This is a genomic window from Corynebacterium poyangense (assembly GCF_014522205.1).
GTDB classification, from domain to species: Bacteria; Actinomycetota; Actinomycetes; order Mycobacteriales; family Mycobacteriaceae; genus Corynebacterium; species Corynebacterium poyangense.
The window spans coordinates 1,701,663-1,727,253 of record NZ_CP046884.1 but is presented as its reverse complement, the minus strand read 5'-3'; the positions used below and the strand labels follow the sequence as shown (position 1 = coordinate 1,727,253).

Annotated in this window: 20 protein-coding genes; 8 read left to right on the top strand and 12 right to left on the bottom strand. The window is 53.1% G+C overall.

The features are described 5' to 3' along the window. From GP475_RS08060 to GP475_RS08020, 9 genes are all read right to left on the bottom strand, one after another. On the bottom strand, positions 1-1,620 hold the full coding sequence (locus GP475_RS08060) for an aspartate:alanine exchanger family transporter (RefSeq protein WP_187975861.1): 1,620 nt from the start codon (positions 1,618-1,620) through the stop codon (positions 1-3). Positions 1,621-1,745: 125 nt separating this feature from the next. Further along, entirely contained in the window at positions 1,746-2,543 is a 798-nt protein-coding gene (locus GP475_RS08055) for a DUF4191 domain-containing protein (RefSeq protein WP_187973909.1), read from the bottom strand. Positions 2,544-2,571: 28 nt separating this feature from the next. Continuing rightward, positions 2,572-3,639 (bottom strand): lipoyl synthase, encoded by a 1,068-nt coding sequence (gene lipA, locus GP475_RS08050; RefSeq protein WP_187973908.1) that lies wholly within the window; start codon positions 3,637-3,639, stop codon positions 2,572-2,574. A gap of 64 nt (positions 3,640-3,703) precedes the next feature. Then, a complete protein-coding gene (lipB, locus tag GP475_RS08045) occupies positions 3,704-4,462 on the bottom strand; it encodes a lipoyl(octanoyl) transferase LipB (RefSeq protein ID WP_187973907.1) in 759 nt (252 codons plus the stop codon). Positions 4,463-4,606: 144 nt separating this feature from the next. Then, positions 4,607-4,999, bottom strand: a complete 393-nt coding sequence (gene gcvH / locus GP475_RS08040) for a glycine cleavage system protein GcvH (RefSeq protein WP_187973906.1) — start codon at positions 4,997-4,999, stop codon at positions 4,607-4,609. 44 nt (positions 5,000-5,043) lie between these two features. Then, on the bottom strand, positions 5,044-6,156 hold the full coding sequence (gene gcvT, locus GP475_RS08035) for a glycine cleavage system aminomethyltransferase GcvT (protein ID WP_187973905.1): 1,113 nt from the start codon (positions 6,154-6,156) through the stop codon (positions 5,044-5,046). Positions 6,157-6,184: 28 nt separating this feature from the next. Continuing rightward, entirely contained in the window at positions 6,185-8,962 is a 2,778-nt protein-coding gene (gene gcvP / locus GP475_RS08030) for an aminomethyl-transferring glycine dehydrogenase (protein ID WP_394367431.1), read from the bottom strand. Positions 8,963-9,246: 284 nt separating this feature from the next. Next, positions 9,247-11,253: a 2-oxoglutarate dehydrogenase, E2 component, dihydrolipoamide succinyltransferase gene (gene sucB, locus GP475_RS08025; RefSeq protein ID WP_187973903.1), complete on the bottom strand. Its 2,007-nt coding sequence runs from the start codon at positions 11,251-11,253 to the stop codon at positions 9,247-9,249. Positions 11,254-11,424: 171 nt separating this feature from the next. Next, entirely contained in the window at positions 11,425-12,918 is a 1,494-nt protein-coding gene (locus tag GP475_RS08020) for a leucyl aminopeptidase (RefSeq protein ID WP_187973902.1), read from the bottom strand. A 137-nt stretch (positions 12,919-13,055) separates the two neighbouring features. Here GP475_RS08020 and GP475_RS08015 point away from each other — a divergent pair, with 137 nt between their 5' ends. Next, positions 13,056-14,168, top strand: coding sequence for a branched-chain amino acid aminotransferase (locus GP475_RS08015; protein WP_187973901.1), 1,113 nt, complete (start codon positions 13,056-13,058; stop codon positions 14,166-14,168). 42 nt (positions 14,169-14,210) lie between these two features. Here GP475_RS08015 and GP475_RS08010 read toward each other — a convergent pair whose 3' ends face one another. Together GP475_RS08010 and GP475_RS08005 are read right to left on the bottom strand one after the other, a co-directional pair. Beyond that, positions 14,211-15,227: a nicotinate-nucleotide--dimethylbenzimidazole phosphoribosyltransferase gene (locus tag GP475_RS08010; RefSeq protein ID WP_187973900.1), complete on the bottom strand. Its 1,017-nt coding sequence runs from the start codon at positions 15,225-15,227 to the stop codon at positions 14,211-14,213. A 2-nt stretch (positions 15,228-15,229) separates the two neighbouring features. Next, entirely contained in the window at positions 15,230-15,964 is a 735-nt protein-coding gene (locus GP475_RS08005; RefSeq protein WP_187973899.1) for a DUF3043 domain-containing protein, read from the bottom strand. A 139-nt stretch (positions 15,965-16,103) separates the two neighbouring features. On the opposite strand from GP475_RS08005, the gene GP475_RS08000 reads away from it, so the two are divergent. Then, positions 16,104-16,448 (top strand): HesB/IscA family protein, encoded by a 345-nt coding sequence (locus tag GP475_RS08000; protein ID WP_187973898.1) that lies wholly within the window; start codon positions 16,104-16,106, stop codon positions 16,446-16,448. A gap of 144 nt (positions 16,449-16,592) precedes the next feature. On the opposite strand, the gene asnB is transcribed toward GP475_RS08000, so the two are convergent. Continuing rightward, positions 16,593-18,515, bottom strand: a complete 1,923-nt coding sequence (asnB, locus tag GP475_RS07995) for an asparagine synthase (glutamine-hydrolyzing) (protein ID WP_187973897.1) — start codon at positions 18,513-18,515, stop codon at positions 16,593-16,595. 354 nt (positions 18,516-18,869) lie between these two features. Here asnB and ctaC point away from each other — a divergent pair, with 354 nt between their 5' ends. The 6 genes from ctaC (at position 18,870) to qcrB (ending at position 25,325) form a co-directional block, all read left to right on the top strand. Further along, positions 18,870-19,964 (top strand): aa3-type cytochrome oxidase subunit II, encoded by a 1,095-nt coding sequence (gene ctaC, locus GP475_RS07990; protein WP_187973896.1) that lies wholly within the window; start codon positions 18,870-18,872, stop codon positions 19,962-19,964. A gap of 22 nt (positions 19,965-19,986) precedes the next feature. Continuing rightward, positions 19,987-20,418 carry an aa3-type cytochrome oxidase subunit IV gene (gene ctaF / locus GP475_RS07985; RefSeq protein ID WP_187973895.1) on the top strand — a complete coding sequence of 144 codons (432 nt, stop codon included), beginning with the start codon at positions 19,987-19,989 and terminating at the stop codon, positions 20,416-20,418. Between the two features lie 478 nt (positions 20,419-20,896). After that, positions 20,897-21,511, top strand: coding sequence for an aa3-type cytochrome oxidase subunit III (gene ctaE, locus GP475_RS07980; RefSeq protein ID WP_187973894.1), 615 nt, complete (start codon positions 20,897-20,899; stop codon positions 21,509-21,511). Positions 21,512-21,574: 63 nt separating this feature from the next. Beyond that, positions 21,575-22,468, top strand: a complete 894-nt coding sequence (gene qcrC, locus GP475_RS07975; RefSeq protein WP_187973893.1) for a cytochrome bc1 complex diheme cytochrome c subunit — start codon at positions 21,575-21,577, stop codon at positions 22,466-22,468. Further along, positions 22,465-23,697 (top strand): cytochrome bc1 complex Rieske iron-sulfur subunit, encoded by a 1,233-nt coding sequence (gene qcrA, locus GP475_RS07970; RefSeq protein ID WP_187973892.1) that lies wholly within the window; start codon positions 22,465-22,467, stop codon positions 23,695-23,697. The genes qcrC and qcrA overlap by 4 nt, the downstream gene beginning before the upstream one ends. Beyond that, entirely contained in the window at positions 23,697-25,325 is a 1,629-nt protein-coding gene (gene qcrB / locus GP475_RS07965) for a cytochrome bc1 complex cytochrome b subunit (RefSeq protein ID WP_187973891.1), read from the top strand. The genes qcrA and qcrB overlap by 1 nt, the downstream gene beginning before the upstream one ends. Positions 25,326-25,591: the final 266 nt, after the last annotated feature.

The following is a 25,591-nucleotide window of genomic DNA, read 5'->3' as shown; positions in this document are numbered from 1 at the left end:
CTATATCAACAAGAACACCAGCATCTGCGCAGCAATAATTTTGCCGATCATCGAGATGGGATAAACCGACGTATATCCTCGGGCTGGGAGTTCATTCCGAGCCGATTCAGATACGTAGCTTAATACCGCCGGTTGAGTTTGCGTTCCAGCTAAAATGCCCGAAACCTCACCAAAGGGGATTTTGAAAACCTTGTAGCCTAGGACCAGCGTAAAAAGGGAAACTATAAGGGTTATGATGGCTCCCGCCGCGATGATAGATAGCGACGAAGGATCAGATAGCGCCTGGCGGAACCCAGCACCAGCAGTGGTTCCGATAGCGGCGAGGAAAAGCGTCATACCGAGCTGTTGGATGGTCAAGCTAGCCCCGTAGGGGATCTGCCAAAGAAACTTTCCAGTCCGGGTCATAGCGCCAAGGATTAGTCCGACGACGAGCGGGCCCCCAGCATTACCCAACTTCAGCGCAGCTCCACCCGGAAGGGGGATAGCCACCATGCCCAGTAAAATCCCGAGCACCAGACCCAGAACTAGTGGGAGAAGGTTGACGTCTGAGAGTCGCTTGTAAGAGTCGCCAAAAAACTTAGTGAGATTCTTGATCTGATCATGCTCAGCGACAACACGGACCCGGTCACCTAGCTGTAGGGTCATGTCGGAGCTCGCTACCAAATCATCATCGCCCCGGCGGACCCGGGTTATTAGCATCCCGGGTTTCATTCGGCTCAAGACTCGAAGCGGAATTCCGACCACCTCCGGGGAGGAGACGAAGATACGTCGATAATCCAATGACCCATCATGATAGGGGTTTCCTTCGATGATTTCGCCAAGTTCATGCTGGGCTACTTCTAAGTCAGCTTGAGGGCCAACGATAGTAACAATATCGCCCACATCAAGGCGTTCACCTGCGCCAGGGACAAACTGAACCCCATTGCGTTCAACCCGGGAGATAATGACTTCCACCCCCAACACTTTGGGAATGTCAAAAACTGAAGGAGGGTTGGGGTGAGTGATTTTCAAGAGGTGGCTATACAACGCTTGTTCAGCGACGCCGGCTTCCTCTGCTTCTTTTCGGTGATCAATATTGAAAATCTTCGCACCTAAGGCCACCGACACAATGACAATCAAAACGCCCAGCGGATACGCCAGAGAATAGGAAATGACCGGGATTTCTGAGACAATATGAAGCTGCTCAGTGTCTTTAATTAAGGACGGCAAGGTATCTACTACCGCTGCCATCGCCGGGGTGTTTGTCATAGCGCCAGTAAAAGCACCGGCACCGGCGGAAGCATTAATGCCGAACAGCTTTACGAGGCCGAAAGTTGCCACCGCGGTAAGAAAGATAACCGATAAGGCCAGGGCATTATTCCTGAGGCCTGTCTTCTTCAGAGAACTAAAAAACGCCGGACCGGACGCTAAACCGATGGCATATACGAAAAGCGCTAGTCCAATGACGTAGACAATTGCGGGAATAGAGATTTCAGGTTCGATGGTAGAAAGACCCAAACCCACGAATAATACGGCTGCTGCGCCTAAGCGAAGGCCGAAGATTTTGATTCTGCCCAGTGCCAGCCCCACTGCCATCACGGCGGTGAGCGCCAGTAACTCATTGTTGATCAGGAAGTCCACATACTTTATCTTCCAGAACTTTTTTGCATTACTCAATTCGGTCACTGAGCCAATAAAAAAAGCCCGCATTACCTCCTGGAAGGGGGTATATACTGCGGGCTAGGACACTCAGACGACGCTAGCGGCTAACTTTGGCCACCTCGGCGTTGGCTCATCCGTCGTGCTCGCCGATTCATCCCAGACATTTTCGCGCCTTTAGGGAGTGGGCCTTTAGGCAAACCGGCTGGGGAGTTCGGGTTAGCCCCAACATGGTCCATGGCTTCTACTTTCGCCGCTATAGCGTACACATCGTCCTTGCGATATACCCGCGGCAACTTAATGAGCGCATTTTGGAGCTTCTTTACTGGAACCTGGTCTTCTCCATCACCCACATAAATCTCGTGAATAGGTACATCAGCCAGCAACCGGGTTAACCGTTTCCGCTGTTGCTGCATGAGCGGCTTGAGACGGTGGGGAGCGCCTTCTCCGACTAGCACTACACCTGGAATTCCGATCACACGGTGTACAGCATCCATGTGGGTGGTAGCAGCAACACCAGTCTTCGTGCGCCATACCACGCCCATGCTGTTGCGGAGATTTTCTAGCCGCCACGCTGCGGCACCAGGTTCATTTCCTACCCGGTCATACATGGAGTTTTCTAACCGCCGGGAGAAGATGAACATGGCCAGCATGACACCTAAGGCAATACCCATAATGAGCATGAACCACTGGCCGTTCCACAACAATCCCACGAGGAAGAACACCAAAGCCACGCCAATGACTGAGAGCAGCATGAGCGGGATGAGCATTTTGTCATGCTCTTTTTGCAGTTTGAAGGCCTGCCACAGTTGACTACGGGTTTGCTTGCGACGTGCCTTCTTTGCGGCACGTTCCTCTTTACGTGCGGCCTTATCGGCCGCTTTTGCCTTCTTCGCGTCTGCCATGATCCTAAGGATAGGTGATAAGAATTAGTTAAGAACGTCCGGCCCCGTGACCTGCGGGACTCACCGGAGTTTCCGCAGAAGGTCCATATTTATCGAGCAGGGTAGAAGCCTCCTGGGCGGTCGTTCCTTGCCGAGATGTCTCTTCCAAGTGCTGAAGATGATCCGGCAGCGGGCGTCCATGAAACGCCATCGCTTCAGCATAAAGCCGCCCGGCGCGATAGGAAGATCGAACCAAAGGCCCAGCCATGACTGCAGCAAAGCCAATTTCCTTCGCAAAATCCCGGTGTTCAATAAACTCTTCGGGTTTCACCCACCGATCAATGGGGTGATACATCGGACCAGGGCGCAGATACTGGGTGATGGTAATGATGTCGCAGCCTGCGTCGTGAAGGTCCACCAAGGCGGATTGGATCTCCTCCGCGGTTTCTCCCATTCCCAAAATGAGGTTGGATTTTGTGATCAAGCCATAGTCTCGGGCTTGGCGGATGACATCAAGTGATCGTTCATAGCGGAATGCCGGGCGGATACGTCGGAAAATCCGCGGAACTGTTTCTAGGTTGTGCGCAAAAACCTCAGGCTCAGATTCAAAAACCTGCGCTAAGAGGTCGGGTTTGCCGGAAAAGTCCGGGACCAGATTTTCCACCCCAGTGTGTGGGTTCAATTGATGGATCTGGCGGACGACTTCGGCATAAAGCCAAGCGCCCTCATCTTCTAAATCATCTCGAGTGACCCCGGTGATAGTGGAGTAGTTTAACCCCATCTCCTTGACGCTTTCGGCTACTCGTCGAGGCTCATCCCGGTCAAGGGGTTCTGGCCGCGCGGAGTTAATCTGGCAAAAATCGCATCGCCGGGAGCAATTGGCGCCGCCGATTAAGAACGTAGCTTCACGAGACTCCCAGCATTCATGGATGTTAGGGCAGCCAGCCTCCTGACATACCGTATGCAGCGACGCCCCGGAAACCCGGTTTTTCATATCCCGGTATTCAGGCCCAGTCCGCACTGCAGTTTTAATCCAGCGTGGTTTGCTTTCAATAGGGGTTTGGGAGTTACGCTGCTCAATTCTTAGCAGCTTTCGTCCTTCCGGTGCGATAGTCACGTCCGACAGCCTACCTACCTTGTTGTTTGATATTACGTCCTGGGGGTGGTCTCACCCACAGGATCTAGGTTCGACGGGGCAGTCCCTTACAGGGATCTGGGGCACAGCCTAACGTATGATCGGCCACTGTCATCCGGCCGCTCAGCACTTCCCGGAGAGCGTGAAGGAAGATATCCGCAATCTCATCTACCTTGACCTCTCGTTGTAGTTCTTCGCTGAGGGTACTCACCCCGGCGTCGGAAATCCCACAGGGCACAATATGGTGGTAGTACTCCAAGGTGTTATTACAATTCAGCGCTACACCGTGCATTGTCACGCCGCGAGTAATACGAATACCAATTGCAGCTAACTTGCGGTCAGGACGGTCGTGGTCAGCCGGTAGCCACACTCCGGAACGGCCGTCAATTCGTCCAGCGTGGTCTAGGCCGACCTGGCGGCACACGTAAATCAACGCCTCTTCCAGGCGTCGGACATAATCAACCACGTCAACGGGGTCAGCAAGTTTAATAATGGGATAAACCACCATCTGGCCTAGGCCATGCCAAGTTATTCTTCCTCCGCGGTCAACATTAATGACCGGTAACCCATTAGTGGGGCGATCTTCTGGTTGGGTGCGTTTGCCGGCAGTATAGATATTGGGATGTTCCAATACTAAGACTGTGTCGGGGATGTCATCCTTAGCGCGTTGAGCAGCTAAATCAGCTTGGAGGTGCCAGGCATCAAGGTAATCAACTATTCCCAGCTTCTGAATGTCCAGTTCGGCGTCGCCTACAGCGCGGATACATTCCTCTGCTGGAAAGAAAGGTTTTCTTGGAGCAGTCATGATGCACCTACACTACGCCAATCGCGCGCATAAAGGGGGAATAACAAGTAAAAAATCCTCCGGAGTTTCAGGGGTGAAACCTGAGTTGTCCGGAGGAGAGGAGTTAAGGCCTATGTGGTTGTGGCGGATGGTGTTCGGCCGGTTTTAGTCAACACCGTTAGCTTCGGCGTAGTCATCGGCATCCATCAGGGGGCCGGGTTCTTCAACTTCGACCTCAAACAGCCAGCCTTCTCCGTAGGGATCAGAGTTGATGATCGAATAGTCATCATGAATGGCATCGTTAACAGCGGTGACGGTTCCGCTGACCGGTGAGAAAATGTCCGATACTGATTTGGTGGATTCCACTTCACCGCAGGGTTCACCGGCGGTCACCTCGTCTCCTACTTCCGGGAGTTCAGCGAAGACAACCTCGCCGAGGCGCTCGGTTGCTACCGAGGTGATTCCCACCTTGACGGTGGCTCCAGCTGCATCATCTGGCCGAGCGTCAATCCACTCGTGGTCCTCAGAATAAGAGTAGTTGTCGGGCAAAGTAGCCATAATTTCAGCCTTCCTGGTCGGGGAGAAGGGGGTTAAGACTCACACTATTTATCACGACGATAAAACGGCGTCGCGATAACTTCGTATGGGTAACGCCTACCACGAATATCTGCTTCAAGCTTGTTTCCCGGATCTTTTAGCTCTTTATCCAGGTAAGCAAGGGCAATGGGATACCCCAGGGTGGGGGATAACTGACCTGAAGTTACCACACCAACCTTAGTGCCCGCAGCATCATAAAGGATTGCGCCGTGGCGCGCCGCGCGTCGACCTTCCCCTTGAAGTCCGACGAGTACCCGCTGTGGTTCTGGCCGTGCCGATACTGCTTCTTGGCCTTGGAACGGCTCATCCTTTTCTTTCGCAATGAGCACTTTCAACCCAGCATCAACAGGACTGGTCGTCGTTGTCAGCTCATTGCCATACAGTGGCATTCCGGCTTCTAGGCGAAGAGAATCGCGTGCAGCTAAGCCACAGCACGTCACATCGAGTTCACGGAATAGAGACCAAATGGTGCGAGCGGCTTCAGCGTTATCGGCGATATACAGCTCGAAGCCGTCCTCACCGGTGTATCCGGTGCGAGCCGCAAGAATGTGCATCCCTGAGAGCTTGGCATCTAGGAAGCTCACTTTTGTCCATGCGTAGTAGCGAAGGGAATCAATTTCTGCGGCGCTGTCTTGGTCTAGGAGTTGCTTGAGTAACTCCGCGGAGGAAGGACCTTGAACAGCGATAAGCGTGGTCGTTTCAGTTTCATCATCGATGCTGACATTGAGTCCCTCAGCTATCTCCGTGAAAGCAGACAAGACCGCGTCTTTATTTCCAGCGTTGGGTACTACCAGGAAGTCTTCTTCGCCAAGACGATAGGTAATCAAGTCATCGATGATCCCACCGTCGGTATTCAAGATCATGGAGTATTTAGCTCGGCCTACTTTCAAAGCGGACAACTGAGAAATAAGTGCCCGATCTAAAAAGCGTGCCGCCTCTGGTCCACGCACTCGGAGCTCTCCCATGTGGGAGAGATCAAATAAACCTGCTGCCGTACGTACTGCTCGATGTTCATCAAGCTCATTGCCGTATTTCAGGGGCATAGTCCAGCCGCCGAAATCGGTGAAAGTTGCCCCAGCCGCTTCATGTTCTTGATAAAGCGCGGTGATTCGACTCATCTAGGTCGTCCTCCTTAAGTAAAAATAGTTAGTCTTGATGATCTAGCTCGAAAGCCTCAGGCGGTGGGCAGGAGCACACCAAATTACGGTCTCCGTAGGCCTCATCAATACGGCGGACAGCAGGGAAGTACTTCGCCCGGTATAGCCCTGGAACTGGCCAGGCTGCTTCTTGCCGACTGAAAGAGTAGTTCCACTCATCAGCACCAATAGCGGCTGCGGTAAATGGGGCGTGGTGGATTACTGATTCTTCGTAGGCCACTGCGCCGTCGATGATGTCTTGAATTTCTTTCCGGATGGTGCGCATGGCCTCGATGAAACGATCTAGTTCAGCGAGATCTTCTGATTCCGTGGGCTCCACCATCAAGGTTCCGGCAACGGGGAACGCTAGGGTAGGAGCGTGGAAACCGAAGTCAATCAACCGCTTGGCAACATCAGCGGCGGTGACCTCTGACTGTTTCGTTAATTCTCGCAGATCCACAATGCATTCGTGGGCTACGAGGCCTTGTGCTCCGGTATAGAGAATCGGGAAAGAATCTTTGAGACCGTGTGCCAAATAATTGGCTCCTAAGATGGCATGGGCGGTGGCTTGGGCTAATCCCTCGGCACCTGTCATTGCCAAGTATGCCCAGGTGATAGGAAGCACTCCGGCGCTGCCGAATTGAGTAGCAGAGATTGCCCCAGAGTTAGCTTGATTAGGATCCCCAGGCAAGAAGGGGATGAGATGTTCTGCCACGCAAACCGGCCCAACACCGGGTCCACCACCACCATGAGGGATGGTGAAGGTTTTGTGGAGATTGAGGTGAGAGACATCGCCGCCAAAAACACCAGGACGAGCAAGGCCAGCTAAGGCGTTCAGGTTTGCCCCATCGATATAGACCTGTCCGCCAACTTCGTGGATTCGACGGCACACAGTCTGAACCGTGTCTTCGAAAACACCGTGGGTGGAAGGATAGGTGATCATAGCGGCTGCAACTTGATCGCCGTGCTTTGCTAGCTTGGCTTCCAAATCATCAAGATCTATGCTGCCATCGGCGGCTGTCGCAACGACGACGACCCGCAAATGCGCTAGGGCAGCCGAGGCGGCGTTGGTGCCGTGGGCAGATTGCGGAATAATGCAAATATCTCGCTGGCTATCACCATTGGCGACATGATAGGCGCGGATGGCTAATAGTCCAGCCAACTCTCCTTGGGCACCAGAGTTTGGTTGAACCGATACTTTGGCATAGCCGGTAACCTCGGCTAGCCACCCTTCTAACTCTACAATAAGTTCCCGCCACCCTTGGGTGTACTCTTCTGGAGCGTAGGGGTGAATGTCGGCAAAACCAGGCCAACTAATAGGTTCCATACCTGCGGTGGGGTTCAATTTCATGGTGCATGACCCCAGCGGAATCATGGTGCGATCCAAAGCTAGATCCTTGTCAGAAAGTAGCCGCATGTAGCGCAACATCTGTGTTTCTGAATGTACCGAGGAGAAAATGGGATGTTCCAAGGTGGGGGTGGAGCGCTGGATATTTTCTGGAATCCGCGAGCTAGTAGCGGAGGAAGGCGTCGGGACCACTAAACCAGAGGCGAAGGCATCAGCCAAGACGCTGACGTCGCCCCAGGTTGCTGATTCCCCAAAGGACACTGAGACAGTATCTGCGTCGATTATTCGAATCAAGTACCCAGCTTGAGCTAAAGTAGCGCGGATTTCTTCTGCCCGCCCTGGGACGTTGACGGTGACGGTATCGAAGAAGGAGTCATGGCGAAGAGAAACCCCAGGGACAGTTTCTAGGGCCTGCGCGAAAGAAGCGGCAAGATCATGAACTCGTTTGGCAATTGCTTTAAGACCGGAAGGGCCGTGATACACCGCATACATGGAGGCGGTGACTGCGAGAAGAGCTTGAGCGGTGCAGATATTTGAGGTAGCCCGTTCGCGGCGGATATGTTGTTCCCGAGTTTGAAGGGCTAAGCGATACGCTGGATTTCCTTCGGCGTCAACCGAAACGCCAACTAAACGGCCAGGTAATTGGCGTTTTAATTGTTCAGTGACTGACATAAAGGCGGCATGGGGGCCGCCGAAGAAGAGCGGTACGCCGAAGCGCTGAGAGGAACCGACCGAAATATCTGCTCCTAGCGCACCGGGTGATTCGAGAAGCTGTAATGCTAGGAGATCGGTGACGACGGTTGCTAATCCGCCTCGTTCGTGTACGGCGTCGATAATGGGGCGGAGGTCTTGAATATCGCCTTCTGTGCCGGGATAAGCTAAGACCACACCAATGAGATCTTCACCCACAAGACCTGCGGAGAGGTCTTCGGTGACGACCTCAAGTTCTAGAGCCTGGGCGCGTTTTGTCGCCACATTGAGTACCTGAGGGTGAAGTCGGGAATCAAGAAGAACGCGACGTCCCTTTCGCTTGGCGCGAGACATGAGCCCAACGGCCTCTGCCGTGGCGGATGCTTCATCGAGTAGCGAGGCGTTGGCGATGGGCAGGCCGGTAAGTTCACTAACCATCGTTTGAAAGTTCAGGAGAGCTTCAAGGCGGCCTTGAGAGATTTCTGGCTGATACGGTGTATAGGCCGTGTACCAGGCAGGATTTTCGAGAATGCCACGTCGGATCACCGGAGGCGTGATCGTGTCATAGTAGCCCTGTCCATAGTAAGACCGAAGAACTTTATTGCGATCAGCATATGCTCGCAGGCGTTGTTGGGCATCGGCCTCGCTGAGCGCAGGGGCTAAGTGAGGGATACCATTTTCTCGAATTCCAGCGGGGACGGCGGCGTCGAGAAGGGAATCTAAATCCTTATACCCAAGTGCGGATAGCATCTTTTCGGTCTCGGGTTGGTCCGGGCCGATATGCCGAGCGAGGTAGGATGCGGGGTCCTGGATAGGGCTAAGAGTCATGAGCGCAAAAGCTCCTTTGTGCGTTCAGCGGACATGTCTGTGATCCGAAAGTGGATGATTGCTCCTTCCACCTTAGTGTGTGAGGAGCCACGAAGACGTGCTTTGGTGTTCTAGTCCGCATTTTTCCGAATAGGGCTTGAAAAAGCCGTGGTCACAGCCCCTATACAGAACTTATGGCCACGGCATTTAGTCATGAGATAAGGCGATTAAAGCTCTAAATCTCCTTCGAAATTGGCAGTTTCTAGACGATCTTTAATCGTGGTCATGAACCGGCCAGCATCAGCACCATCAACAATTTGGTGATCATAGGTCAGCGGCAAATACACCATCTGACGGATAGCGATGGAATCGATCCCATCATCTGTGACAACTACCGGTCGCTTAACGATAGCGCCAGTCCCCATAATTCCAGCCTGTGGTGGAACCAAAATCGGGGTATCGGATAGTGCTCCTTCCGAACCGATATTGGTAATGGTGAAAGTTCCGCCCGCTAAGTCATTCGGCTTGAGCTTGCTATTGCGCGCCCGGTCCGCCAGATCCACAATTGCCTTAGCTAGTTCAGGAAGAGACATATCTTGAGCATTGTGGATAACTGGGCTTAATAATCCAGCCGGGGTATCCACGGCAATCGCCATATTCACTGACTCGTGGTAGGTCATTTCCTTGGTCTCTGCGTTATAGGACGCATTGACGTTGGGATGAGAAACCAAAGCCTCAACTGCAGCCTTCACAAAGAAAGGCAAGTAAGTCAAATTCACACCATGCTTCTCTTTGAAGGCTGGCTTATGAGCCTTACGCAGTTCGGCAATCCGAGTCATATCTACTTCATGCAGCTGGGTGAGCTGAGCGGAAGTTTGCAAAGACTCCACAGTCTTCTTCGCTGTGATTTCGCGGATTCGGTTGACTCGCTGGGTGGTTCCACGCAGTTTAGCTTTCTCCGGATCTACCGACTTAGTGGAAGCAGCAGACCGCGGTGCAGATTCTTGCGGAGCCGCACTCTCAGCGTCTTCTCCCTGAGCCGCAGCAAGGACATCTTGTTTACGGATGCGTCCGCCAACCCCAGTGCCCTTAATAGTAGTGAGATCAACCCCATGTTTATCGGCCAATTTACGAACCAAGGGGGTGACATAAGGGACCTTGGCAGACTGTGCTGAATCTTCCTTCGGCTCAGCCTTTTCTTCCTTGGGCTCTTTCTTCGGCTCTTCAGCCTTCGGGGCTTCCTCCTTCGGGGCCTCTTCTTTCTTGGGGGCGGAGCCGGATCCGATGCGGGCGATTACTTCGCCTACGTCGACGGTGTCGTCTTCGTCGGCGAGGATTTCGAGGAGAGTACCGGCGACGGGGGACGGGATTTCGGTGTCAACTTTGTCGGTGGAAACTTCCAGGAGAGGTTCGTCAACCTCGACTTTGTCGCCTACTTCTTTAAGCCACTGGGTAATGGTGCCTTCGGTGACGGACTCGCCGAGCTCAGGCATTTCGACGTCGGTGGCGTCACCGGAGTCGTCAGCAGCGGAACTATCAGCTGAATCCTTAGCCTCGTCGACGGTGTCATTGCTGTCTTTGGACTCAGCTTCTTTGATAGCTTCCTCAGAAGGAATATCCCGCTCTTCTTCTTTCTTGGGGGTTTCCTTCTTGGGGGCGGAGCCGGATCCGATGCGGGCGATTACTTCGCCTACGTCGACGGTGTCGTCTTCGTCGGCGAGGATTTCGAGGAGAGTACCGGCGACGGGGGACGGGATTTCGGTGTCAACTTTGTCGGTGGAAACTTCCAGGAGAGGTTCGTCAACCTCGACTTTGTCGCCTACTTCTTTAAGCCACTGGGTAATGGTGCCTTCGGTGACGGACTCGCCGAGCTCAGGCATTTCGACGTCGGTGGCGTCACCGGAGTCGTCAGCAGCGGAACTATCAGCGGAATCCTCGGATGATTCCTCCTCTTCTTGAGGTTCCTGAGAGTCCTTCTGAGCAGGAGAGGCTTCGTCTTTATCACCAATAATGGCTATCACTTCACCGACGTCGACGGTGTCATCTTCCTCGGCTTTAATCTCAAGCAAAACACCAGAGGTAGGGGCAGGGATTTCGGTGTCAACTTTGTCAGTGGAGACTTCGAGCAAGGGTTCATCCTGCTCTACTGTGTCACCGACCTCCTTGAGCCACTGGGTAATCGTACCCTCGGTGACAGACTCGCCCAGCTCGGGCATCTCAACGGAGAACGCCATGATAGAAGACTCCTCAGATTATCGCGTAAGTTTTATATGGTTGCTTTTCCCACGAGCCTACCCGTCGGCAGCGAACGGGGAGTGCGCATCCTTACACCATACTATTGTGCTGCGGAAGTTTAGGTGTGTGGGCGGTGCACATGGATCACAGTCCACATGCACAACGATGGGCTAGTTTTGCTCAGCGATGTCAGCTAGTACCGCCAAGAAAGTGCGTACTGGAACACCGGTGGCTCGGACCGGCAGATAGCCGTCGGGCCTCCCCTCATTAAAGGAGGGGCCGGCAATATCTACGTGCGCCCATTCAATCCCATCGCCAATAAACTTAGACAAATAGGTACCGGCGTACAGCATTCCACCATGACGAGTGTTATCGACATTGCGGATATCAGCGGCCGGGGTCTTAATAGTTTTTTCGTGTTCTTCCAGAAGCGGCATAGCCCACGCCGGTTCTCCAACCTTCCGCCCAGTTTCGGCTAACCGGTCACGGAATTCGTCGCTGCCCATCACCCCACTGGTACGCACACCCAGAGCCACAATCTGGGCGCCAGTTAGGGTTGCCGTTTCAATGAGGTAGTCCGGGTGATCTTCACTGGCTCGAGCCAACGCATCTGCCAGAACCAAGCGTCCCTCGGCATCGGTATTAAGAATTTCCGACGTAATACCGCCATAGTGGGTGATAACGTCCCCAGGTCGGATCGCATTACCGTCGGGCATATTTTCTGCCAACGCAACAAAAGCATTGATTTCAACATTGAGATTGAGTCGAGCAGCACCGAAAACGGTGGCTACCACCGCGGCAGACCCTCCCATATCTGAAATCATGTTTTCCATGTGGAGTGAGGGCTTAATAGAAATTCCGCCGGTATCAAAAGTGATTCCTTTACCCACCATCGCTACTTTCTTCTTGGCATGGCGGGGGCTCCACCGCAAGTGGACTAACCGAGGAGGACGAGCAGAACCTTGCCCCACGGCAAGAATCCCGCCGAACCCCTTTTTCTCCAGAGCTTTCTCATCGAGGACATCGACGTCGACTCCACATTTCTTGGCCTCTGATTGCAGGAAAGCCGCATAGGTTTCCGGGTACAGGTGAGAAGAAGGCGTATTGACGAGGTCGCGAGCCAAGCAGACGCTTTCCGCCGTAATATGCGCCGCGACAAACTCTTCTTTCGCTGTTTTGGGATCTGCAATCACACTGTACGAAGAAACTCTCGTTGGTTGATCGTCTGCTTTAGCGCCCCGGAACCCAGGGTAGCTATATGAACCTAATAACAACCCTTCCACCAGCGCACGTGTGCTTAAAGCCCCGAAAGCCACCACCACGTGCTCAAGATCTTTGAGACTCCGAGCTGCTGTTCCCACTGTGCGACGGATTTTTTCGTCGTCAACCTCGTCTGCGGCGCCCAGCCCCACCGCGATGATCGGCAACTCCACCCCCGGAATTCTGGTGATTTCTCCCGCTTTTGCTTTCGCCCCTACAGCTTTGAACTGCGACAGTAATTCCTTTGTCGTTTTCTTATCGATAGCAGGGCAAACGGGAAATTCGACGCCTTCGTTCTCGGAAAAAATAGGAACCAGTAATGCATCAGCATTCTTGGGGAGCTTTTTTACTAGTTCAATATCCGGCAATTCAGTGCGAACTGGCAAGGAAACCGATGGGCTCATAAAAGCAAAGACCTCCAAAAATCCTAACTATGTTTCTGTGGAGCCAAGGATAGCGGTGTTGGATGAAATGTGTGTCACCGCCTCATTAGGCACCCTACGCCGAGTGGAAGCTCAACGGCTGGGTGTATCGTTCGTTTATGGCTTCCTTAAACTTCGATATCACGACAAACCCCACCCCCACGAGTGATGAGGAACGCGAGAGGATTCTGGCTAACCCAGCATTCGGTCGATACTTCACCGACCACATGGTGATGATTGATTGGGATCGCGAGCATGGTTGGAATAATGCGCGCGTTGAGCCTTATGCGCCCTTGGTGTTGGATCCGGCAACCAGTGTGTTCCATTATGGTCAGGCAATTTTCGAAGGAATCAAAGCCTATCGGCAACCGAATGGCGATATTGCCACATTCCGGCCAGAGCAAAATGCTCAGCGGATGCAACGCTCAGCGCAACGTTTAGCGATGCCGGAATTGCCCACGGACTTGTTTATCGAATCTCTGCGCCAACTAGTAAGCGTTGATGCTCAATGGGTTCCGCCGGCTGGTGGGGAAGCATCACTTTATCTTCGCCCGCTGATGATTTCTACCGAGGCCACGTTGGGTGTCAGCCCTTCCGTGTCTTATCGATTTATTGTCATTGCCTCACCGGCGGGGGCCTACTTCACCGGCGGAATAAAACCGGTCAGTGTGTGGTTGTGCGAGGATTTCGTTCGTGCCGCACCCGGAGGTACTGGTACGGCAAAATGCGCCGGCAATTATGCCGCCTCCTTACAAGCCCAAGCGCAGGCCCAGGAAAAAGGGTGTGAACAGGTGGTGTGGCTCGACGCCTTGGAGCATCGCTATATCGAGGAAATGGGCGGCATGAACCTCATGTTTGTTTACGGCCACGGGGATAGTGCTCGGGTCGTGACTCCGGAACTCTCCGGGTCCCTATTGGCCGGAGTGACTCGAGCTTCGCTTCTTGAATTAGCTGAAGACCAGGGCTATCAAGTTGAAGAACGTCGCATTTCAGTGTCCGAGTGGGAAGAAGACGTACGCAGTGGAGCGATGACTGAGGCTTTGGCCTGCGGCACCGCTGCGGTTATCACCCCGGTCGGAGTGGTTCGCTCAGCTCATGGTGAATTTGTCATTAATAACAATGAGCCAGGAACGGTCACCATGGATCTGCGTAAGAAGCTCACCGCTATCCAGCGGGGAGAAGCCGAAGACCCGCATAACTGGGTGAAAACTTTGGTCCCAGCCGGAAACTAAGACTACCGATACCTAGCCTCAAGCTGGTGACTGAGCTTGGGGCTATACCTGGGGTTGATCTATCCGATCACCTCGGACTAAGGAAATACCCGCTTGGAGTTGAGGCAACGCCATGAGCGAGGCTGCCCCCTCCGGTAAATCAGTGCCAGTAATCATCAACGGCTGGAGTTCTAATTCCTCAGCAACGCTCTCCATCATGGGTTCCGCAGAAGACTGAGCTAGCTGGAGCCACAGTCGAGTACCCGGGCATAACCGTTCCGCGATCAGCGCTGCAGTCGCGCAGTGTGGGCCATCGAAAAGCACCGGGGTTCGTCGGGCGGCCGTCTGGCAGAAAAACCCGCTAAGAGCCGCAGTGGTAGCAGAGCCTAGTTTTTCGCACAGATACTTCGCCCACTGTGCTTGGGTCGTTGCGGGTGGACGCTGGGTTGCCCGAAGACCTTTGGAAAACACCCGATATAGGGCATTACGGCTTACCTCGACCCGGCGTTTCCACAATTCGGGATCATCGCCGAGGCGAAAGAGACTCACCGGTTCTCGGCGAGACAAAGCACCGATGAGTGTCGCCGCCACAGCCAGGTCAGATTCGCCCACGGATCCGGGGATTAACAAGTCACAGCCGCTATCGATAAGAGCGTCAGCTTGATCTTGGCCCCTGCGAAAGAAGTCGGAAAAATTGTGTGGCCCTAAGGTATCGGCGCGGGTGAAATCTGGAACCGGGTGATCCTGCAAATCCACTACCTCAAGCTGGGTATCTCCCCGCAGTAGCTGGTAGGGGCCTGCCCCGGACTCTAATTCGGCAAGAGATTCATTCACACTTCCAGCCGGTTGGTCTGACACTTGTTGGGGCTCAATGTCGGTGGCTCCAGCAAAAACTACCAGGGCTGGGTGTTGTATCAGGTTAAGGGGGATAGCGGAGGTGCATCCGGCCCACCAGGTTAGTGCTTGAGAAAGAAAGCCAAGATGGCCTAGTCGGCGGGGGCGGTGACGTAACGCCTCGGCGGTAGCGGTCATGGCCGAGGAGTCCAGTTCTGGAATGCGGGGAAATTCCAGGTCAGACATGATTAAACCTTGTCTCCAATGTTGACCCGTGGGCGGGGAGAACGCCAACGTCGGGGTTGAGTCATTCGACTAAAGGCATAGAAACCTAGCCCAAATCCAGTAGCAGTTGTTCCGGGGAATTTCTGACGCACCGCACTATTAACGCGCCTGCCGGTAACCATGCCCTCGACAAAGAAAATCACCAGGACAACCATGGTGAGGGTAGAGATAACGGAGGCGAATTTGGGGGCCCAGTTTCCCACAAAAAGAACAATAAGGATCAACAGGGCAAAAGGCATAAAGAAGTTATTGAGGAAACGCCGGGAATCAATCCAGTCACGGGTGAAGCGACGTTCCTCCCCTTTGTCTCGGGCCAAAAGATAACGTTCATCGCCGGCATCCATTCGCTGCTGAGCTTCCAGCCGAGCCGTGCGAGACTTTTCTCGTTCTTTAGCGCGGTATTCTTTCCACTCCTCTTTCGTCATGGATTCTTTGAGCTTCTTGCGCTGCTCCTTCGCCGCTTTGGGGCTCAGTGTGCGCTCAGAGGAGCGACGGACACCTCGTTGGATTTCGACGTCGCGGCGCTTCGGAGTGGGACGGCCTTTCGGCGGGGTATAACCCTTGGGGACAGATTTTCCGGATTCTTCCGGTGTAGCTGCTTCATTGGCAGAATGCTTATCATGCGCTGCTGAAGCCGCAGAAGAGCTTCCGTCTGCGACGGATTCAGAATCTTGAGATTTTTGCCAGGGGAATTTCACGCTATATAGGCTACATAACCACGATGCGGGGGAATAAGCTACACCCTCCCCGTGTTGTCTCAAGGAAAAGAGTACCATCGTCTCAACACGATGCTTTTGCGCAATTTTTGTTGGAACTTGTGATGAGAAGGAGAACCAGATGACTGCTCCCTCAACGGGCACCGGCGTTATTCTCACCGAAGCAGCTGCAGCCAAAGCTAAGGCGCTGATGGATCAGGAGGGCCGCGATGACCTTTCATTGCGGATTGCCGTCCAGCCCGGAGGCTGCGCTGGCCTGCGCTATCAATTGCTGTTTGATGACCGCGAGCTTGATGGAGATATTGCCGAAATGGTCGGCGGTGTGCGCTTTGTCGTCGACAAGATGAGCGCACCCTATTTGATGGGAGCCACCATTGACTTTGCCGACACCATTGAATCCCAGGGCTTTACTATTGATAACCCCAATGCAACCGGATCCTGTGCTTGTGGTGATTCCTTTAACTAAATCCTGCTGAGGTGACGTTAACGCATAGGCTCAGCTATCCGAGTCCGTATGCAGTGATAAAACCCGGCTTCTGTGCCCCAGTCGAATAGACTGCAGGGCTAGGGCCGGGTTTTCTTAATGAGGAAGCTCGACGTATCCCTTGGCTTAGATATTGACCGGGTAGTCGCGCTCTTCGATGGCTGGGTTGATGCGCTTTTCTACAAAAATCCCGTGCCAGATCATAAATGCCAAAACTGTCCATAACCGGCGAGAGTGGTCACTAACCCCGTCACGGTGTTCTTTGAGCATTTCTTCTACCGCAGCTTTATTAAAGATGTCCTCGGTTTGAGATTCTCGAATGGTGTCTTGGGCCCATCCAAAAAGTTCATCGCCAGCGAGCCAATGGCGCATCGGGACGGGGAAACCAAGCTTACGTCGGTGAAGAACATGTGGTGGGACAATTTGTTCCATCGCTTTCCGCAAGGCGTACTTCGTAGTACCGTGCGAAATCTTTAGCTGATAAGGGATACTTTCAGCGACGTTAAACACTTCCTTGTCAAGGAAGGGGACGCGGAGCTCCAGGGAGTTAGCCATGGTGATTTTATCTGCCTTCACCAAAATATCTCCGCGTAGCCAGGTGAACATGTCCAGATGCTGCATCCGAGCTACCGGATCCATGTGCGCAGATTCAGCGTAGATAGGGGCAGTCACATCTCGGTGATCCCATTCCTTTTTCGCCCAGGGAAGAACCCGCTGCAACTGGTGGAAATTGAATGAACGAGCATTACCGTAATACCGTTCTTCCATGCTCATGGAACCGCGCTCAAGAAGGGATTTCCCTTTCATTCCTTGAGGTAAGACCGTGGAAAGCTTCCCTAGTCCGCGCCGGAGCGGATCTGGGATCTTCTCAAAAGGAGCGAGGGAAAGTGGTTCTTTATAGATGGTGTAACCGCCAAAAAGCTCGTCTGCGCCTTCACCAGAGAGAACTACTTTGACGTGTTTTCGGGCTTCCTGAGCCACAAAGTACAAGGGGACTAGTGAGGGATCAGCTACCGGATCATCCAGATACCACATGATGCGGGGGATAGCCTCGGCATATTCTTCGGGGGAGACCACCTTGACTATGTGTTCTGAACCGATGGCTTCGGCTGATTCTGCAGCAACATCAATCTCGGAGTAACCCTCCCGCTCAAAACCTGTGGTGAATGTCAGCAAGTTAGGATTGAACGTCTTCGCAAGGGCGGCAATAGCGGTCGAGTCTATTCCTCCGGACAAGAAGGAACCGACGGTGACGTCGGCGCGCATATGTTTTTCCACGCTGTCTCGCAGTGCGTCCGCGATTGAGTCGAATAAAGCCTGTTCCTTATCGGCAGGGACAGGGGAGGTGTGAAACTGCGGTCGGAAATATCGCCGTGACGTGACTGTCTCCCCGGGACGAACCACAGCGGTGCATCCCGATTCCAGACGCCGAATGTGGCTGTGAAGACTTTCCGGCTCGGGCACGTACTGCAGATCCACATAGTGCTCGATCGCTCGCCGGTCAAGGTCAAGTCCTAGATTCATCAACTCAGCCATGGCTAATAAGCACTTTTTCTCGGAGCTGAACATAGTTCCAGCGGAAGTCGTCGCAAAATACAGAGGTTTGATGCCAAAACGGTCCCGTGCGAGGAACAGTTCCTTAGTTTCCGAGTCCCAGATGGCGAACGCATACATTCCGCGCAAATGGTCAACGACCTTCTCGCCCCAGTGGTGAAAACCTGCGACAATCGTTTCAGAGTCGCCCGAGGTTTTAAATTCAAGCCCGGCAGCTTGAAGCTCCTCACGCAGCTCCACGTAGTTGTAGATTTCCCCGTTAAAAGTCAACAAATATCGCTCGGGGTTATCGGTAGGACCCCAGAGTAGGGGTTGATGAGAATGCTCAATATCGATAATGGACAACCGAGCAAATCCGAAAACTGTGTCCTGGTCATGCCAGGTTCCAGAATCATCCGGTCCGCGATGGCGCATCATGGGTAATGCAGATTGAGCTGTAGATACAAACTCCTCCGCATTGCCATGGGCGGTCAAAATTCCTAGAAACCCGCACATACTTGCGCAGCTCCTCCTTGAGGTCGGAAAGATGAAATGATCTTTTAACGATACGGTGTTTTCCAGGAGTGTGGAAACCGCAAGTGAAAAGGCGTAGGTAGAAGAGGGGGAACAAATGGGTGTAAACCTTCGATGGATACGCTGTGAGTTGAATTACACCTTAAAGAAGTAGGCATATCGGGGCGACGTCCATTTAGCTGTAGGATCCTTAAAAAACAGTGAGATTAGGCGATAGAAGAGGCGTCGAATTAGGGGGAGTGATCATGGGAAATGCAGGTACATAAGCTATCCTCCCTAGTTAGGAGGAACCTTCGGGTTTCTGAGACTCTTGTGTGGACAGGAAGGCAGACACACGTGGAACAGCGAACTAAGCGTGGCGTTGGTCGCACAATGGCCCTCGGCGGGGTCTTTGCGCTGGCCGCTATGGGCATGACGGGATGTGATGTCTCTGCGCCCGACAATAAGTTTTTTCACTTCATCAGGATGGGCTGGCCCGAAGGTATAACCCCCGAAGCTCACAGCATGGGCAATTTCTGGGTCTGGACCTGGGTCACCGCCTGGATCATCGGAATCATCATGTGGGGGATCTTCCTCTACGCCATCTTCGGTAAGTGGAATGCTAAGAAAGCTGAAAAGCGCGGCGACGGAGAGTTTCCGCGTCAGCTTCAATACAACATTCCTTTGGAAATGGTGCTGACCATTCTCCCGATTCTCATTGTCATGGGACTGTTCTTCTTCACCGTCCAGGCCCAAGATAAGGTCACTGCGAGAGATAAGAACCCGCAGGTTAAGGTGGATGTCACCGCTTTCCAGTGGAACTGGAAGTTTGGCTATGAAGAAGTAGCCGGCAGCTTAACCACAGATGGACAAGTTTATAAAGGTACAGACGAGACTCGGACCAAGCAGGCAGAAAAAGCCTCGGTGAACCCCGGTGAAGATGCGGTTAATCCCATCCACGGTAAGGCTATGTCTGATAAGTCCTATCTGAAGTATGACCAGATTGAGACTGTGGGAAGCACCGAAGAAGTGCCGGTATTGGTACTCCCCAGCAACACTCCGATTGAGTTTAATCTCGCCTCGGCTGATGTAACCCACGCATTCTGGGTGCCGGAATTCCTGTTTAAGCGCGACGCTTATGCTCACCCGGAAGCGAACTCCTCTGAGCGCACTTTCCAAATTGAAAAGATTGACAAGGAAGGTGCATTCGTAGGTCGGTGCGCGGAGATGTGCGGTACCTACCACGCCATGATGAATTTCGAAGTTCGGGTCGTAAGCCCGGAGAAGTTCAAGGATTACATTGAGTATCGAAGGACTCATCCAGATGCTCCGAACTCCGAGGCTCTAGGTGCCATTGGGCAGCCAAAGTTTGCAACCTCTACTCATCCCTTTAGCTCCTTGCGGGATACTAGGGATGGAAACAACATCAACGACCCAACTGGGGTCAAGTAAAAAAGCGAAGGAGTAAATACTCATGAATCCTGGCGCAAAAATTATGTACGGAACCGCGGTGTTCCTGGCGCTGATGTCTGTCATTTACATCTTCGCAACCACCATGGTTAGCGACGGCGGTAATCCGCGTGGATTGGAATGGGCTGGCACCGTCGCACTGATCCTTGCCTGCGTCCTAGCGATTATGCTTGGCGGCTACCTTCACTTGACCTCGAATCGCAGCGATGTTTTGCCGGAAGACTGGGAGGAAGCTGAAGTTGCCGATAAGGCTGGAACCCTCGGATTCTTTAGTCCTCACTCCATCTGGCCCGCAGCTATGGCTGGTGCCATCATGGTGCTGGGCTTAGGAATCGCCTTCCTGCACTGGTGGTTGCTGATTCTGGGTGCTGTGTTGTTGATCTACACCACCACGATGTTGAACCTTCAGTACGGTCTCCCCAAGGAAAAGCACTAAGTATTTCCTGACCTGTCCACGCATTACGCTGTCTCTCTGAATGTGAAGAGAGGCAGCGTTTTTGTCGTTCCACTCACATGACGGGGTTAAGAAAACCCTGTGAGACCATGTCCGCGCAGGGCGGGGTGGGTTATAGGGGAGGGGTCAACCGAAAGTATGTCACCTGGGTAAAAGCAAAGCGGTGAAAATGTGAAATACATCTCTTCCTGGAACTCATTGAGTTTTGCCCTAAAAGAGCAGTTCACCGGAAGGAAGAAGCTTTACTTTTGGGGGTAGATAGCAGGGGTGATAGAGAAGATGCTTATGACCTGCATGGATACCCCGTCGGATAAACACGGATAAAAGTTCCCAAGAAGATCAAAATTTTTAAAGTTTCTTAGGGAGAAAGAGAAAAGCCCAGGTAAACAGTTCAAAAAATGCTGTGAATTAAGGGGGTGGTGAAGTGACTTCCACGACGAAGACGGTCATACTAGAACACGTGACGAGCGCAGTTTCAAACCAAGGTATGGCAGCACCACGACGTGTCGCCGCACTGAACCGACCGAACATGGTCAGTGTGGGGACAATCGTGTTCCTGTCTCAGGAATTGATGTTCTTCGCCGGGCTGTTCGCGATGTGGTTTACCTCTCGCGCCAATGGTCAGGAAGGCGATTGGGCGAAGCAAACCGAACACTTGAACCCGTGGTACGCCTTCGTAATCACGGTCGTGTTGGTTTCTTCCTCAGTTACTTCCCAGCTCGGCGTCTTCGCAGCTGAAAGGGGTGACGTATTCGGACTTCGTAGATGGTACGTGTTAACCATTCTGCTTGGTGTGATCTTCCTGGCAATGCAGATGTATGAGTACACCGAGCTAGTTATGCACGGAGTTACTATTCCAAGCTCTGTGTTTGCTTCAGTCTTCTTCATTACGACAGGGTTCCACGCAGCTCACGTCCTTGCCGGCGTGCTAGCGTTCCTGGTTCTCCTGCTTCGTATCTCGAAGGCGAAGTTTACGCCAGCACAAGCAACCGCTGCGATGGTTACCTCTTATTACTGGCACTTCGTTGACGTTATTTGGATTGGCCTGTTCTTCATCGTCTACATCATCCACTAGACCAGTTCGATCCGATCGACCCGAAAACTAGCCAGAATCAACCTCGAAATCCAAAGGTAAAAGATGGATATCACATGGAAGTTCCGAAAGGCGGAATCCTCAGCCGCCCGGGACGCGAAGAAGACGAGGACACGTCATAAGGCGCGTCGGACCGCTGCTGGAGCTGTAGCTCTCACCATCGGTCTGACTGGTGCTGGCGTGCTTGCTACTGCTTTAACTCCGGATCCTCAGGTAGCCAACGCGAAGCTGGATGACCAGAGCTTGATCCAAGAAGGTAAAGACCTTTATGACACTGCGTGCATTACCTGCCACGGTGCTAATTTGCAGGGTGTAGAACAGCGCGGCCCTTCCCTTATTGGGGTGGGTGCCGGAGCCACCTATTTCCAGGTTCACTCCGGCCGTATGCCGATGATGTCGAATGACGCCCAGGCTGAGCGGAAAGATCCTCGCTACACCGAGAAGCAAACCCTTGCTCTCGCTGCTTATGTGGCCGCAAACGGTAACGGTCCTGACATTGTTTGGGACAAGAACGGCCAAGTAGCTATGGAGTCTCTGCGCGGTGCTAATTACAGTGAAAAAGACGGCATTGACCCGGCAGACGTTGCTCGCGGTTCCGACCTCTTCCGCTTGAATTGCGCATCCTGCCACAACTTCACTGGACGTGGCGGTGCTCTTTCCTCCGGTAAGTATGCTCCTTACCTTGATCCTGCTAATGAGCAGGAGATTTACCAAGCAATGGTTAATGGCTCTCAGAATATGCCGAAGTTCTCTGATCGCCAGTTGTCGGCAGACGAGAAGAAAGACATCATTGCTTTCATTAAGGCTTCTAAGGAGACCCCGAACCCAGGTGGTTGGAGCCTCGGTGGACTCGGCCCAGTGGCCGAAGGCATGTTTATGTGGCTGGTCGGCATTGTCGTCATGATCGCCGCTGCGATGTGGATTGGAACCCGTTCATGAGCAACGAGAAGAAAAACTATACCCCCCAAGAGCTAAATAGCATGAGCAATGATGAACTTGCTCGGCTCGGCACCGAACTAGATGGTGTGACGGTTGCCTATCGGAAAGAGCGTTTCCCGGTAGATAATGACCCGGCTTCCAAACGTGCTTCCCGTGCCGTCGGAACTTTTCTAGTTCTTTCCATCATCGGTGCCATTGGATTCCTCGGCGTCTACCTATTCTGGCCCTGGCGCTACAAGGGACTCGGCGCTGATGGCATGTGGCTCTACACCTTCTACACACCATTGCTTGGTGTCTGCGGTGCCTTAGCAATAGGCTGCCTTGGTCTAGCAGTGGTGACCTATGTGAAGAAGATCGTTCCGGAGGAAATCTCCGTTCAGCGACGCCACGATGGCCCGTCGGATGAAGTTGATCGTCGGACTATCACAGCCTTGCTGAATGATTCCTGGACCACCTCCACCCTCGGACGTCGGAAGGTTCTAGCCGGTATGTTGGGTGCATCCGGCATCCTGGCTGGTTTGGCCATTATTCTTCCGATGGGTGGAATGATTCGGAATCCCTGGAAACCAGGTGTGTTAGGACTGCAGGGCGACGGCACTCTGTGGACCTCCGGGTGGACCCTGAAGTCCAAGAACGTCAAGCTCTACTTGGGGCGCGACACCGGCGCGATTGCTGCTTTGGAAAAGGGCGACAAGGATCACCCCAACGCCGTGACCCATGCTTCTACTGCTGGTATTGCTCGCCTGGTTCGGATGCGTCCGGAAGACCTCGACGCCGGGTCAATGGAAACGGTATTCCCGCTTCCTGATGAACTAGTCAACGATAAAGATCGTCATGATCCTAAGCGCGATGTTTATACCGAGCACATGCACTCCATTCATGGTCCTCGCAACGCCGTCATGCTAATTAGGCTCCGTCACAAGGATGCCCAAGAAGTGGTGGAGCGTAAGGGACAAGAGGACTTCCACTACGGAGACTTCTACGCTTATTCCAAGATTTGTACCCATATCGGTTGCCCCACCTCGCTGTACGAGGCCCAAACAAACCGTATTCTTTGCCCCTGCCACCAGTCGCAATTTGACGCCAAGATGTACGGAAAGCCACTCTTCGGCCCGGCTGCCCGTGCCCTTCCACAGTTACCTATTGAGGTAGACGAGGAAGGCTACTTGGTTGCGAAAGGCGACTTCATTGAGCCTGTGGGCCCGGCTTTCTGGGAGCGTGAATCCTAATGAGCACTAAACTCGCGCAAATTGGCGAAAATATCGACTCCCGATATACAGCATCTGCTGGCATTCGTCGTCAGATTAATAAAGTCTTTCCCACTCACTGGTCCTTTATGCTTGGTGAGCTTGCGCTGTACAGCTTCATCATTCTGCTACTGACTGGTGTGTACCTGACCCTCTTCTTCGATCCTTCAATTACGAAGGTCATCTACGACGGGGACTATCTACCCCTGCGTGGTGTGGAGATGTCGCGAGCCTATGAGACTGCGCTGAATCTCTCTTTCGAAGTCCGAGGTGGGCTTTTCATCCGACAAATGCACCACTGGGCCGCTTTGATGTTCATGGTCTCCATGACTGTGCACATGGCTCGCATATTCTTCACCGGCGCTTTCCGGCGTCCTCGTGAAGCTAACTGGATCATCGGTGTGGTACTTCTTCTCCTCGGCATGATTGAAGGCTTCATGGGGTACTCCCTGCCCGACGATCTTCTCTCCGGTGTCGGTCTTCGGATTATGTCCGCCATCATCATCGGTATCCCGGTTCTGGGTACCTGGATGCACTGGATGATCTTCGGTGGAGACTTCCCGTCGGACTTGATGCTCGACCGCTTCTACATTGCCCACGTGCTGATTGTTCCCGGTATCATCCTCGGATTAATTGCCGCGCACCTCGCGTTGGTTTGGTATCAAAAGCACACCCAGTTCCCTGGCGCTGGCCGTACTGAAAACAACGTGGTTGGCGTACGGATTATGCCGGTCTTCGCGCTGAAAGGTGCCGCCTTCGGTCTCCTCACCGCCGGATTCCTGGCCCTATTAGCTGGCGTTACGACGATCAACGCCATCTGGAACCTAGGTCCCTACAATCCAGCTCAGGTATCTGCTGGTTCCCAGCCGGATATTTACATGCTGTGGACTGACGGTGTTGCCCGTGTTATGCCTGCGTGGGAGCTTTATCTAGGCCGGTACACCATACCGTCAGCATTCTGGGTTGCTCTTCTTTGCGGTGTGATGGTTATTCTGCTCATCAGCTATCCCTTCATTGAAAAGAAGATCACTGGTGACGATGCCCACCACAACTTGCTGCAGCGTCCGCGCGACGTTCCGGTCCGGACCAGCATCGGCATTATGGCCATTATGTTCTACCTCTTGGTGACACTTTCGGGTGGTAACGACTTGTTCGCCTACCACTTCCAGATTTCGTTGAATGCCATGACATGGGTGGGACGCATTGGCTTGATTATTGTTCCGCCATTGGCTTACTTCATCACCTATCGGATCTGCATTGGTTTGCAGCGTTCTGATCGGGAAGTGCTGGAGCACGGTATTGAGACCGGCATCATCAAGCAGATGCCTAATGGTGCATTCATTGAGGTCCATCAGCCCTTAGGGCCCGTCGATGACCATGGACACCCAATTCCTCTGCCCTATGCTGGTGCAGCGGTACCGAAGCAAATGAATCAGCTAGGCTACGCTGGTGCGCCTGGACGTGGCAGCTTGCTGAAGCCAGATTCTGAGGATGTTGCCCGCCGTGCTGCAGATGTTGAGCACGAGAATCATCGCGAGGAGAAGGCGATGTACGAGCGGCTCCAAGAGCAGAATCGCGACATCGATCGGAAATCCGGTCATCTAGACTAAAAGAAGCATCCCGCTTCGTCACAAGGAACCCGCCGCGGAGAGGATCCGGGCGGGTTTTTCTTTTGCCTTCTTCTCTTAGCGTAGATAAATGGGGTAGAGAACTCACGTGATAGAGATAAGGAAAAGCATCGAGTCGAGGACCCTTTTTAGCGCTTTAAAGTGCGATACACCGTGCATAAATCGGAGTGTGTTAAATGTCACATTCCTAAATGATGGATTAGGCGCATGAGGATTTTTCTGCCAGCCACTATGACTGTATATTGGGG